Consider the following 10,508-nt stretch of genomic DNA (forward strand, 5'->3'; position numbering starts at 1 on the left):
GGCAGAACAGGTCAGGCGGCGGCTTCGAGCTCACGAGCGCGGACACGACGACGATCAGAGAGCGCCTTCGCGCCCGCGACGATCAACGGCGACCGGTCGCCCTGTTCAAAGTGGGCGCGGTAGCAACGCGACAGCTCCGCCAGATCCATCGCCTCGACACGACGACCCAGCTCCGCATCAAGGTCGGCTTCCGGGAGATCGATCAGGTCGTCATCCCAGGCCAGCGTCGGCAGGAACCCCTTCTTCACCGCAAGATTCCGGACCCGAGTTGTTGCACGCCCAGCCGCCGCAGGACGGCTCCACCACTTCGCGTGCAGATCCCTGATCGCCACCGCATGACGGGCCTGAATCGACCCCGAATCGCCGTTGACGAGCAGCGACACCACCATCCGCCGCACCCCGGCCTCCTCGGCCTGCCACGTCACCGTGTGCCCGAGCAGGCAAAGAGCTTGTGCGCGACGCCGGGACCCGTCTGCCGGGATCCGCTTGTCGGAGGCGATGAGCTCCAACGGGATCTGCTGGATGCGTCGCGACGTCAGCTCGCTGATGCGGCGCAGCGGAGGAAGACCCTCGCTGGGGCGGCCGTAGAGAACAGCGGAGATGTCACCACCGGTGACCGCTTCAATCTCCCGTCGTCCCCATCCCAGGTCCAGGAGCCGGAAAGCGTGGGCTCGTGCCGGGGTGGCGTCGATGAGGTCGGTGGTGGGGCGCCCGTAGGCGATCCGGCGCCGGCGTTCGCTGCAGTAGGCGCGCTCCGCACCGACGCAGTCTGAGCAGCGGCATCCCCGCTTGTAGCAGGACACGGTCCCGTGAGATCGGCTCATGCTGCCGCCCCTTTCCGGTGGAGGCCAGAGATGTGGGCCTTGGCGAGTTCGGTTGCGCGGGCCTCGATGTACGCGTCGAGGTTGAGCAGCGACTTAGAGACCAGAGCGGCGGTGTGCTCGGGTGACCCGATGTGGAGTTCGAGCCCCAGGGCGCCGGCGTATGCGGCGACGGCGTCGACGCTGGGGCTGTGCGCCCCGGTTTCCCAGCGTTGGAGGATCCACCGGCTGTACCCGGCTTGGTCAGCGACCTGCGCTTGCGTGAGTCCGGCGGCGCGTCGGGCCTGTCGGAGTTGGGAGACGATGTCTGGTGGGTTCATCACGCGGCCCTCCCGAGTTGTGCTTTCGCGCGTCGCATCCTGTTGCGGCGGACGACGATGCGTTCCTCAGCGGTCATGCCGCCCCTCACCCCGTACTGCTTGGTGTTGGCGGGGATGAGGGCGTCTTCGAGGCATTCGGTGCGGACGGGGCACGACCAGCACCGGTCGATCGCTCGTGCTTCACGGGTTTCACGGTCCGCGGCGCGCTCTCCGTCGGGTCCGTAGAACAGGGCGAGGTCATCGCCTCCGCACGCGGCGGATCGTCGCCAGGTTTGGTCGCCTACGGCTTCGTAGTCGGTGCCGGGGCGGACGATGAAGCGGCTCATCGGGCGACCTCCTTGACGATCAGTTCGATGCGGGTCCCGGTCGGGTCCTTCTCTCCTGCGCGGAAGGCCACGGAGACGAGGCGGGTGGCGTCGTCGTCAGCGATGAGCTGGGCGTCGACGATGCCGTCGATCGCGGCCTTCACGGTGGGCTGGAAGTTGTGGGGGTCGAAGCGGCGGTTGGTCTTGGGGTGGATGACGGCGGTGATCTCCACGGCGGCCATGGGGGTCTGGTTGAGCGCCTTGGTGGCCCATGCGGCGGCATCGCGGATGGCCTTGGTCTTTCGGGCCTTGGTTGCCCAGTGCAGACGCTGGTTGCTGTTGAGGTAGGGCATGTGGGGGAGGTTGACGGTGACGGTCCTGCCGGTGGCGGTGTCCATGAGGTGTGCTCCTGGGGGTGTGGGTGGGGCCTCCGTGCCCCCGCAGCGGAGGCCCCGTGGGGGTGGATTAGGTGCGCTTGTCGCGCTGGTGGCGGATGCCGCTGGCCTCAGGCCAGTACCGGGTGCCCATCCGCGACCCTTCGCAGGGGGCCTCGCGGTGGCGTTTCTCCAGCTCGGACCACCAGTGCACGGGCAGCTTCTCGTCGGCGCGGACGGTCATCTGCCGACCGCACACGGGGCACTGCGCCTGGGTGGTCATCCGTCTGTCCACGCGTTGTACGGGCGGGTCGGGATGTCCTCCGCCTTAGGCGCCTGAACGTCCTTTTGGAGGGTGTCGATCAGTCGCGACTGGGCCTCGATCGCGTCCGCCTGGTCCGAGGTGAGCTTCTCCAAGGCAGCGAGCCGGGACTCGACGTCCGTGGCGCGGGCGTCCCCCATGCGGAGGCCGTCGGAGAACCCCTTGTCGTAGGCAGCGTCCCGGTCGGCGGTGAGCACCTCGACGTCCTTGCGGAGCCTGTCGACCTCACCGACGAGCTCAACAACCCTCATCGCGTAGCTGAAGTCGTTCTCGTTCTCAGCCATGGGTCTGCTCCTTCGCGATGTTCTTTCGGGCCTGCGCGCGGTCGACCAGCGACAGCAGGTACTCATCAGGGGTGAGGCCACGTGCCCACTCGCCGTGGTGCGCGGCCTCGTCAGCAGCGATGTCCTCCAGCGCCGCGCGGCAGTCCGGGATCTCACGGACACCGACACGGGCGATCAGGTCAGCCCTCGCGCGGCTCATGCGGCACCGCCCGCGTACTCCTCGAACAGCGCCTGGTCCTCGTCGTCGACCTCGGGCTCCTCGACCTGCGGGGCGACGCCGACCGCGTTCTTCGCGTTCCACGGGTCGTCATCCGCGACCGCCGGAGCGTCCGGAACGATCTCCCGCACCGTCACCCGAGGAACCTGCGCGCCGCCATCCGAGTTACCGAACCCGTCCAGCTCCTCCGAGGCGTAAGGCATCGCGTGCAGGACGTCCGAGGCGATCAGACGGCAGATCTCACCGGTCGCGCGGGCGACCAGCATCGTCTGCGGCTGCTTCTTCCACTCGGCGTTCTTACCGAGCACCCCGAGCTGCTGCGCACGCCCGATCTCCCAGACGACCTCCTGCCACTCCTCGTCGCCCTTCCGGCGGCCACGCATCACGCACTTCTCCGGCGTGGACTCTATGAGCTGCACCTGGTGCCCCTTGGACTGCACCAGCCCACGCATCGCGTGCGCCCGCAACCCCGGGGTTCCGTGGATGACGTCGATGGACCGCAGCGCCGCCATCGGAGGGAGGCCCAGCTCCGACCCGGCGAGGATCGCGGCGGTGATGTTGTCGGCGTTGCCCTTCATCGTGGAAGGCACGAACGCGGTCTTCGCGAGCTTCGTCGCGATCTGGTACGCCCGCTCGGCGGCCATCGCCCACTGAACGAGGGCGTCACCCTCGAAGGAGTTCTGGTCCTGCACCGGCGCGACGTCGGTGTTCTGCTGGTACGTGTCGATCTCGGTCATGCCATGAACTCCTGTTCGTCGTGCGCACGTTCCGCCCACACGGGCAGGGAGAGCATCGTGATGTCGTCGGAGAAACCGGGCCACACGCCGGTCTCGCGGCAGCGGGCGTAGACCTTCAGCGCGCGGTCGTTGCGCTCCTTGCCGATCCGGCGGGCCTCGTGATCCAGCTCGACCACGGTCACGAGGTAGGGCGGGGTCTTGGCGACGAACACGAACACGAAGCTCGTTTTCTCGTCACCGATCCCCAGCTCCCGGCAACCTCGCCGGTAGAAGTCGTCCTGCTGGTGCAGCCCGTACTCGTGGATCGACTTCGCGAGATCGTGCGGGGCCACCGATCGGGCGGACTTGAGGTCCGCGACGATCAGCCGCTTGCCCTTACGTGGGGTCGGCAGCCAGTCCATGCGGGCACGGCACACGACACCCGAGCTGGGGTCCCTCCAGAACATCGACTGCTCCGCGAGCCCCTCGCCCGGCTTGAAGATGTGACTGGCGATCGGGTGCGCCTTCACCGCAGCGGCCATCTCCTGGACCTGCCGGTACTCAGCGGGCAGGAGAGGGGTCTTGCCCTCGGCGTACACGGCGTCCCGCTGCTCACGGGCGGCCTTGGTGCGGAAGTCGGGAACGTCGACGACCTCGATGCCCGAGCCGACGCCGAGGACTTCCTCGTGGGCGGCGCGGCCGAGGTCGAACGCCTTCTTGTGGGGCTGCTTGTGGTCCTGGTCGTACTTGAACAGGGCCGGGCAGGACGGCGCGAGGAGCTTCCGGGCGCCGCTGGAGGAGAGGGACCCGCCGGGGACGGGGTCGGCGTGGTAGACGGCCTCGGGCATGTCCGCGTAGATCCCGGCGCCGGTGACGGACTTGTGGGTGCGCTCGTCGATGGCGGTCACTGGTCGTCCTCCTCGACGATTTCGGCGTCTACGAGGCAAGCGAGGTGAAGGCGCTTCGCTGAGGCCATGTAGGCCTCGGGGTCTCTGATCGGGCCACCAAGAACGGTCATGATGTCCTCGGCGTTGACCGCGACCTTCCACGGATCCGTGACGGGAGCCAGAGTCGGTTCTCCACCAGCGGCGACGGCGTCAATGGACCCTCGGGACCATCCGAGGGTCCGCTCGACGGCAGCTTTGGTCAGGTCGCTGACGGGCTTCCCGATGCGCAGCTGGCGCAGGGTCTCGTGGGAGATGAACGACGCGGCGGCGATGTCCATCCATGTGAGGTGTAGAGCCAAGCGACGGTCGATGATGGCTGACTCAATGGGAGATCGGGGGTTCACTTCTCGCCCTCCTGCGCGGCTCGGTTCCAGTCCTGGCCGGTCTCGTCGATCTCGCGCACCAACTGGTCCTCGCGGTCTTCCTGTGGGCCAGCCGCGACCTTCAGTCGGTCCAGGTCCTCGTTCACCGAGTCCACGAACTTGGCGTCCCGCTCGTGCGCCGCTTGGTGCTGCCTGCGGAGCACGTGGCCCCGCACTCCGATCCGCCCCAGCACCGCGCCGATCTCCTCCGAGATCTCGTCGGCGTACACGTCCTCGTACAGGCCAAGCAGCTCCACAGCCTCAGCAGCCAGACGGGTGATGCTGGCCAGCTCGGACCGGATCATCGCGGGGGTCATGTGCGTCATCGGCTCGCTCATCGCAGACCCCCGTCGGCGTCAGCACCGAACTCGCGGACCATGAACTCGCGGGCCTCCAGCACCGTGGACGCCTGCGCGAGCGAGCTGCGGAGGGTGTCGAGCTGGGCCCGCACTTCCTCCAGCGGCCCGGACATGTCCAGGACCAGCCGGTCACCGCCGGTTCCGACCATGTCGATGTCGAGGCGGAGTTCTCCGGAGAGGGTGTCGACCAGGCGGGGCGCCATGTGCGCCACGTCTGGGATGTGTGCCTCCGTCAGGCGGGGGCGGGGAATCGGGGTATCGTGCTTCACGGCACTGCTCCTTTGTTGGTGGTGCCATCGCCCTCGTGTGGATCTGCGGTCCCACGGGGGCTTCTTCATGTGCGGGGGTCAGGCGGACTTGCGGCTGCGGCGGTTCGGGCCGCGCGGTTTGCGTGGGACCAAGTGCGTCACGTCCCCGAGGTTCGGCCGGGGCACGGACTTGCGCGGCGTCTCCGCTTCGAGGCGTCGGATGATCTCCGCCAGGTGCTCATCGGTGAACCGGTACGTCCGGGCCACCCAGATGTGCGGGAGTTCGCCGCGCTGGCAGCGCCGCTGGAGGTACCGCTCGTTGAGCTGAAGTCGCGCTGCGGCTTCCGGAAGCGTGTGCATCAGGGGGACCATGCGTCCTCCTTGTCCTGGTTCGCGGCGATTTCGTCTGTCGCCACGCCAAGTTCGCGAGCAATTCGGATGGCCACCTTCTCCGAGGGGCATGGGCGCTTATCCGTCTCGATCCGAGAAAGATGCGAGACGTGGATTCCTACGCGTCGTGCGAGGTCACCAAGGTTCCAAGCCTTTGCGCGGCGCAGTTCCCTGATGCGGAGGCCGTTGACTCGAAGGGTGTTCGTCGGTGGCATGCAGCCAGTTTGCCTATCTATGCCTATCCATGTCAACACCGAGCGGCAAAAAGTTCGCCATCTGGAGGTTCGTGCTGGTGCATGTGCACATGGAGCAGCACGCGGACACGTCGGGTTACATTTCGGCCCCTCGGCCTAGGCAAGGAGGGTCGGGACGCCTAAGATTGCCTAACGTTGCCTAACAATGAGAATCGGAACCGGATTGAGGAGACATGGACACCAGTGCGTGGCAGCGGCTCGCTGATCGCCTCATCGAGCGGCGAGCGTCCCTGCGCCCCGAGTGGTCAGACCGGACCACCTTCGCCCGGGATGCGGGACTCAGCTACAGGTCCCTCTCAGACCTGGAGACCGCGCGTCGGGACAACTACAAGTCGTCTTGGCTGACCATGGTCGAATCCGCCTACCAGTGGGCCCCAGGGTCGATACAGGCCGTCCTCGAAGGTGGGGACCCCAGCCCCAAGGAAGCACCCCGACAGGAGACTGAGCCGACCTCGGCGTCACGCGCTTGGGAAGGAGAACTAGTCGGACCCTCGGACCTTCTCTACGACGGCGAGGAGCTGCACTGGCGCGACACTCCGAGGGCTAGGACCTTCCGACTGAGCGTTCACGATCTGAGCTTCGAAGCGGGCCTGCCACTGGGCACCGACCCGGCCGACGCGATCGGCCCCCTGCGGCGCACTATGGCCGATCGTGTGGCCACGGTGTCAGGTGATCTTCTACGCCGCCAGGGGTGAATTTGTGACCGAATTTGTGACCGAGAGTGCCCATGTGACAGTCGATGCGACTCTCGGTGACCTGTTCGGTCACGCCGTGCAGTTTTACCTATTGAGGACAACCCTCTAAGGTGTGTGACCCAGGTCACAGGTCCAAAATGTGACCACACCCGAGGCCGACAACGGAGTCGGCATCGGATCTAGGGGGAGATCACCATTGAAAAAGCTGCTCTACCCACCCAGCCCCTTCCGCCCCGTCTTCCTACGAACTGGAGAGGTCCTCTCACCCGACGAAAGAGTCACTGACATCCTCAGAACCAACGAGCACATCCTCGTCTCGATTCAGACCGGAGCCCCCAACACCCTGGTAGTTGAAGAGCTCGCTGCCAGCCTCGACCCCACACACGAACTCGGCGCATGGGTGCTGCCCTTCGCCAACGGGAAGCCGTTCGATCTCCGGGCCTTCCACACCAACCCGCTCGCCTACCTCCAAGCGCAGCACCCAGAAATGATCCGGAAGTACCACTGCTACCCCCACTACATCCCGCGCGCCTTGCGGGAACCCTGGGCGCAGCTCTAGCCTCACTCCGCGGCAGCCCCGACCTCTTCCCCCGGGGCGCCACAATCCCCCTCCCGCACAGAAAAGCCCCGGCCGTCACCGGGGCTCTGCTGTGCAAGGACTCCCCTTCGTCGTCTCCGCAGTGCAAGATGGAAGCATCCACCCCTGAGGAGACGTCCGTGGCCTACGCCGAAAAGCTGGTGAAGTCCTGGCGCGCGTGCTGGAAGAACGCCGCAGGCAAAATCGAGAAGCGATCTGGCTACCCCACGAAGAAGAAGGCCCTCGACTACGCCAAAGAGCAAGAAGTCGAAGCCTCCCGCCGTGGCAGCGCACGCGAAGACGCCTCACAAATGCTCGTGCGCGACTGGGTCGAAGAGTGGTACGCCGGGCTTGACCTGGAACTCAACACCATGCTCGGGTACCAAAGCATCCTGACGAACCACATCCTCCCCCGATGGGGCGAGACACGGCTACGGGAACTCGCAACTTCAGACGCGCAGATCAAAGCGTGGGCGAAGAGCCTGCACGACGCGGGCTACACGTACCGGACCGCCACCGGCATCGTCAGCCTCCTCGGCACCCTGTGCGCGGATGCCATCGACGCAGGCCTCATCCACCGCAACCCGGCCGTGGCCCGACGCAACCGCGGCAAGTACACCTCGCGCCGGGAGGCCACAACGCGCCCGACGACGATCGTCAACCCGTTCACGGCGCTCCTGCTCGCGGAACGCGCTGGCGTGCTGACAGGCCGGGATGACGAGTTCATCCTCATTACGTCGATGTTCTACACGGGCATGCGCATCAGCGAGGCGATGGCTGTTGAGCTGGGGTCCGTCAGTGGTAAATACCCGCTCCAGAAGCAGTTGTCCCGAGGCCGTAAGACGAAGGTTTTCTACAGCAAAGGCCCGAAGTTCAACTCCAAGCGAGTTCTCGACATCCCCGACTTCCTGCTGGAGCTGTGGCGACTCCAGGCCCAGCAGGTGGTCCATCACGAGGTGCCCGAGGGGGCTCAGTGGTGCCCGTGCGGAACCGAGGTGCCCGAGGAGAACCGGCATGCCCCGGGGGTCCATCTGTTCGCTGGGGATGTGTGGCACCACTGGGACCAGACAGCGTTCCGGCACCGGCTGTTGTACCCGGCCGCGTGGGGGCGTTTCTACCCGGGGATGACCGGGGAGCGCCCGGTGTACCAGGCGTTGCGCGAGGACGGCGGCGACCCGGGGCCGTTCGAGTGGGACAGCTCACGGATCGGGGAGGAGCGCTCTGAAGCCGCTGTGGCGTGCTGGGCGCCCATCGCATCGGATCTGACTCCTCATGGGCTGAGGCACTCGCACAAAACCCTCATGGAGGAGCTGGGGACGCCGAAGCCACTCATGGATGAGCGGATGGGGCACCGGGACCACACGGTGTCGGGACGGTATTCACATCCGACAGAGGTCATGCGCGGCCATCTCCAGGAGGCCCTGACGGGCGTCTGGGAGGACGCGCTTGAGCAGCGGCGACGGATGGGCGTGGAGTCGCGGGTGCCGGTGTTGCGTGCTCTTCTGGGGCAGGATCTGGAGCCTCACTCCAGATCCACTCCAGATGGAAGGCCTCGACTCCTGGAGGCGTCTCGGGGTAGAGTGGCCTAAAGCCCTGGTCTTACTGGGGTTTCGTTGATCAGCCAATGCGACCTGATGGCTTCCTGAGGGTAGTTTTTGCAACTGGCCGAAGCAGTTGTAGAAGCCCAGGTCCGGTAGGGCGGAGCGGAGCCGGTCCAGGACCGGTCCGGGCATGACGGAGGCCCCGTAGTAGGCCTTGCGCAGGCTGGACAGGTCGCGCTCACCGAACGAGGGGTGGTTGGCCATCGCCACCCACAGCGTCGGCGCGGCGAAGAACGCCCCGTGCCCGTCGGCCTCGATCCGGTTCAGCAGGTCCGTGGGGTCGGGCGCCTCCACCAGGGTGTTGCGGGCGCCGACCGCCAGCCACGGCATGAGGAAGACGTGCAACTGCGCGGAGTGGTACAGGGGCATCGCGTGCAGGGGGTTGTCCCCCGCGTCGAGATCCAGCCCCACCAGGCACGACAGGTACTCGTGCACCAGAGCCCGGTGGGTCATCATGGCGCCCTTGGGTCTGGACGTGGTGCCGGAGGTGTACAGGAGCTGGACCAGGTCGGTGTCGGCCACCTCGACGTCCAGTTCGGGTACGGACCCCTCCGAGGCATCCTCCAGCAGCGAACCGGGGGCGTCGCGCAGCTCCAGCACCTGCTCCACACCGGTCTCGGTGCGCAGGGCGTCCACCGCCGCCCTCAGCGAGGGGTCCACCAGGGCCATCGTGCTGCCGGACTGCTCCAGCAGGTAGGCCAGTTCCACGCCCCGGAGGGCGAAGTTGATGGGCACGTGCACGAGTCCGGCACGCGCGCAGGCCAGGAAACCGATCAGATAGGCGTCGGAGTTCCTTCCGTAGGCCGCGACACGGTCCCCCTTGACCGCGCCCGTCGCCAACAGACGCGCGGCGGCCCGGGTGACGGCCTCGTCGAGTCCGGCGTAGGTCCACACGCGGTCGGCGAAGACCACGGCGGTGTTCGTGGGGGTTCTGGCCGCGCTCCGACGAAGGATGTCGTCCACGCGACTGGAGGTCGTCAATGCGGTCATGGCACCTCTTCCCGTTGGTGCGGCCCGGTGGGAGCCGGACCGCGCACACAGGAACCCATCCTGTTGCCCCGGGATCGCACCGGCAAGGGAGGTACCAACCTCCGCCGCCCGGAGGCCCGTGCGGCTCCCAGAACCAGGCGGACCCGCCGGGCGGGACGTCCTACAGGTGCGGTTCGATCAGGGCGACCACGCGGTTCCTGTCGGCGGGGCCGATCCAGGTGCCGACGATCTGTCCGCCCTTGAAGACGTGCAGGGTGGGAATGGCGGTGATGCCGTACTTGGGTGGCGTCTCGGGGCTCTGGTCGATGTCGAGCCGGGCGATCGTCGCCCGGCCCTCGTACTCGCGGGCGACATCGGTGAGGATCGGATCGAGAGCGCGGCAGGGGGCGCTCCATTCGGCCCGGAAGACCGCGAGCACGGGACCGGTTACCTGGACGACCTTGCTTTCGAAGTCCGCGTCGGTGACGTCGACGACGCTACCGCTCATGAGGGCGCTCCTTTTTCATGACGCTGACGGAGGAATCGCAGAATACGGAGAAAAGGAAACGGTTCCACCCAAGGGGGGTGATCCCATCATGACACTTGTCACGAATCATGAGAAGGGGTTGATCCGAACAATGCAAGGGAGAATACCCGGAACAAAAGTGCTTTTCATTGCAAACCATTCCGAACTCCTCCCGAACCCGAGTGGTGATCGGCCCGGCCAGACGCCCGCCCCGGGTGGGG

Annotated in this window: 18 protein-coding genes and 1 pseudogene; 3 read left to right on the forward strand and 16 right to left on the reverse strand. The window is 66.7% G+C overall.

The features are described 5' to 3' along the window. Nucleotides 1-11: 11 nt before the first annotated feature. From ACRWK8_RS14565 to ACRWK8_RS14630, 14 genes are all read right to left on the reverse strand, one after another. Complete coding sequence (locus tag ACRWK8_RS14565; protein ID WP_431870874.1) at nucleotides 12-824, reverse strand: hypothetical protein; 813 nt, start codon at nucleotides 822-824, stop codon at nucleotides 12-14. Continuing rightward, a complete protein-coding gene (locus tag ACRWK8_RS14570; protein WP_431870876.1) occupies nucleotides 821-1,141 on the reverse strand; it encodes a helix-turn-helix transcriptional regulator in 321 nt (106 codons plus the stop codon). Before ACRWK8_RS14570 ends, ACRWK8_RS14565 begins: the two co-directional genes overlap by 4 nt. Next, nucleotides 1,141-1,467, reverse strand: coding sequence for a WhiB family transcriptional regulator (locus tag ACRWK8_RS14575; protein ID WP_431870878.1), 327 nt, complete (start codon nucleotides 1,465-1,467; stop codon nucleotides 1,141-1,143). The genes ACRWK8_RS14570 and ACRWK8_RS14575 overlap by 1 nt, the downstream gene beginning before the upstream one ends. Further along, nucleotides 1,464-1,844 carry a hypothetical protein gene (locus tag ACRWK8_RS14580; protein WP_431870880.1) on the reverse strand — a complete coding sequence of 127 codons (381 nt, stop codon included), beginning with the start codon at nucleotides 1,842-1,844 and terminating at the stop codon, nucleotides 1,464-1,466. The genes ACRWK8_RS14575 and ACRWK8_RS14580 overlap by 4 nt, the downstream gene beginning before the upstream one ends. A gap of 67 nt (nucleotides 1,845-1,911) precedes the next feature. Continuing rightward, nucleotides 1,912-2,103, reverse strand: coding sequence for a hypothetical protein (locus tag ACRWK8_RS14585; protein ID WP_431870882.1), 192 nt, complete (start codon nucleotides 2,101-2,103; stop codon nucleotides 1,912-1,914). Continuing rightward, on the reverse strand, nucleotides 2,100-2,426 hold the full coding sequence (locus ACRWK8_RS14590) for a hypothetical protein (RefSeq protein WP_431870884.1): 327 nt from the start codon (nucleotides 2,424-2,426) through the stop codon (nucleotides 2,100-2,102). The genes ACRWK8_RS14585 and ACRWK8_RS14590 overlap by 4 nt, the downstream gene beginning before the upstream one ends. Then, nucleotides 2,419-2,625 (reverse strand): hypothetical protein, encoded by a 207-nt coding sequence (locus tag ACRWK8_RS14595; protein WP_431870886.1) that lies wholly within the window; start codon nucleotides 2,623-2,625, stop codon nucleotides 2,419-2,421. Before ACRWK8_RS14595 ends, ACRWK8_RS14590 begins: the two co-directional genes overlap by 8 nt. After that, the gene (locus ACRWK8_RS14600) at nucleotides 2,622-3,380 is read right to left on the reverse strand and encodes a hypothetical protein (RefSeq protein WP_431870888.1); all 759 of its coding nucleotides are present in this window, start codon (nucleotides 3,378-3,380) and stop codon (nucleotides 2,622-2,624) included. Before ACRWK8_RS14600 ends, ACRWK8_RS14595 begins: the two co-directional genes overlap by 4 nt. Then, nucleotides 3,377-4,267, reverse strand: a complete 891-nt coding sequence (locus tag ACRWK8_RS14605; protein ID WP_431870890.1) for a PD-(D/E)XK nuclease-like domain-containing protein — start codon at nucleotides 4,265-4,267, stop codon at nucleotides 3,377-3,379. Before ACRWK8_RS14605 ends, ACRWK8_RS14600 begins: the two co-directional genes overlap by 4 nt. Beyond that, nucleotides 4,264-4,584 carry a hypothetical protein gene (locus ACRWK8_RS14610; RefSeq protein WP_431870892.1) on the reverse strand — a complete coding sequence of 107 codons (321 nt, stop codon included), beginning with the start codon at nucleotides 4,582-4,584 and terminating at the stop codon, nucleotides 4,264-4,266. The genes ACRWK8_RS14605 and ACRWK8_RS14610 overlap by 4 nt, the downstream gene beginning before the upstream one ends. A gap of 62 nt (nucleotides 4,585-4,646) precedes the next feature. Further along, nucleotides 4,647-5,006: a hypothetical protein gene (locus ACRWK8_RS14615; protein ID WP_431870894.1), complete on the reverse strand. Its 360-nt coding sequence runs from the start codon at nucleotides 5,004-5,006 to the stop codon at nucleotides 4,647-4,649. Then, a complete protein-coding gene (locus tag ACRWK8_RS14620; protein ID WP_431870896.1) occupies nucleotides 5,003-5,296 on the reverse strand; it encodes a hypothetical protein in 294 nt (97 codons plus the stop codon). The genes ACRWK8_RS14615 and ACRWK8_RS14620 overlap by 4 nt, the downstream gene beginning before the upstream one ends. A 78-nt stretch (nucleotides 5,297-5,374) precedes the next feature. Then, nucleotides 5,375-5,647, reverse strand: a complete 273-nt coding sequence (locus tag ACRWK8_RS14625) for a helix-turn-helix domain-containing protein (protein ID WP_431870898.1) — start codon at nucleotides 5,645-5,647, stop codon at nucleotides 5,375-5,377. Next, nucleotides 5,635-5,880 carry a helix-turn-helix domain-containing protein gene (locus ACRWK8_RS14630; RefSeq protein WP_431870900.1) on the reverse strand — a complete coding sequence of 82 codons (246 nt, stop codon included), beginning with the start codon at nucleotides 5,878-5,880 and terminating at the stop codon, nucleotides 5,635-5,637. Before ACRWK8_RS14630 ends, ACRWK8_RS14625 begins: the two co-directional genes overlap by 13 nt. An 873-nt stretch (nucleotides 5,881-6,753) precedes the next feature. Here ACRWK8_RS14630 and ACRWK8_RS14635 point away from each other — a divergent pair. Then, complete coding sequence (locus ACRWK8_RS14635) at nucleotides 6,754-7,173, forward strand: hypothetical protein (protein WP_431870902.1); 420 nt, start codon at nucleotides 6,754-6,756, stop codon at nucleotides 7,171-7,173. A 158-nt stretch (nucleotides 7,174-7,331) separates the two neighbouring features. Beyond that, the gene (locus ACRWK8_RS14640) at nucleotides 7,332-8,780 is read left to right on the forward strand and encodes a tyrosine-type recombinase/integrase (protein ID WP_431870904.1); all 1,449 of its coding nucleotides are present in this window, start codon (nucleotides 7,332-7,334) and stop codon (nucleotides 8,778-8,780) included. Between the two features lie 72 nt (nucleotides 8,781-8,852). Here the strand turns inward: ACRWK8_RS14640 and ACRWK8_RS14645 are convergent. Both ACRWK8_RS14645 and ACRWK8_RS14650 read right to left on the reverse strand, forming a co-directional pair. Next, nucleotides 8,853-9,782, reverse strand: a pseudogene (locus tag ACRWK8_RS14645) (AMP-binding protein); the annotation flags it as partial. 160 nt (nucleotides 9,783-9,942) lie between these two features. Beyond that, a complete protein-coding gene (locus ACRWK8_RS14650; RefSeq protein ID WP_431870906.1) occupies nucleotides 9,943-10,269 on the reverse strand; it encodes a thioredoxin family protein in 327 nt (108 codons plus the stop codon). On the opposite strand from ACRWK8_RS14650, the gene ACRWK8_RS14655 reads away from it, so the two are divergent. Further along, nucleotides 10,268-10,508, forward strand: a 241-nt coding sequence (locus ACRWK8_RS14655) for a hypothetical protein (protein WP_431870908.1), incomplete at its 3' end; no start/stop codon positions are given. The genes ACRWK8_RS14650 and ACRWK8_RS14655 overlap by 2 nt on opposite strands.

It is taken from the genome of Nocardiopsis eucommiae, assembly GCF_965344335.1.
Taxonomy (GTDB): Bacteria; Actinomycetota; Actinomycetes; order Streptosporangiales; family Streptosporangiaceae; genus Nocardiopsis; species Nocardiopsis eucommiae.

Coding starts and splice junctions, on each gene's coding strand:
- ACRWK8_RS14565 (WP_431870874.1), bottom strand. CDS start 824: ATGAGCCGATCTCACGGGACCGTGTCCTGCTACAAGCGGGGATGCCGC.
- ACRWK8_RS14610 (WP_431870892.1), bottom strand. CDS start 4,584: ATGGACATCGCCGCCGCGTCGTTCATCTCCCACGAGACCCTGCGCCAG.
- ACRWK8_RS14585 (WP_431870882.1), bottom strand. CDS start 2,103: ATGACCACCCAGGCGCAGTGCCCCGTGTGCGGTCGGCAGATGACCGTC.
- ACRWK8_RS14650 (WP_431870906.1), bottom strand. CDS start 10,269: ATGAGCGGTAGCGTCGTCGACGTCACCGACGCGGACTTCGAAAGCAAG.
- ACRWK8_RS14580 (WP_431870880.1), bottom strand. CDS start 1,844: ATGGACACCGCCACCGGCAGGACCGTCACCGTCAACCTCCCCCACATG.
- ACRWK8_RS14625 (WP_431870898.1), bottom strand. CDS start 5,647: ATGGTCCCCCTGATGCACACGCTTCCGGAAGCCGCAGCGCGACTTCAG.
- ACRWK8_RS14570 (WP_431870876.1), bottom strand. CDS start 1,141: ATGAACCCACCAGACATCGTCTCCCAACTCCGACAGGCCCGACGCGCC.
- ACRWK8_RS14590 (WP_431870884.1), bottom strand. CDS start 2,426: ATGGCTGAGAACGAGAACGACTTCAGCTACGCGATGAGGGTTGTTGAG.
- ACRWK8_RS14630 (WP_431870900.1), bottom strand. CDS start 5,880: ATGCCACCGACGAACACCCTTCGAGTCAACGGCCTCCGCATCAGGGAA.
- ACRWK8_RS14600 (WP_431870888.1), bottom strand. CDS start 3,380: ATGACCGAGATCGACACGTACCAGCAGAACACCGACGTCGCGCCGGTG.
- ACRWK8_RS14575 (WP_431870878.1), bottom strand. CDS start 1,467: ATGAGCCGCTTCATCGTCCGCCCCGGCACCGACTACGAAGCCGTAGGC.
- ACRWK8_RS14595 (WP_431870886.1), bottom strand. CDS start 2,625: ATGAGCCGCGCGAGGGCTGACCTGATCGCCCGTGTCGGTGTCCGTGAG.
- ACRWK8_RS14615 (WP_431870894.1), bottom strand. CDS start 5,006: ATGAGCGAGCCGATGACGCACATGACCCCCGCGATGATCCGGTCCGAG.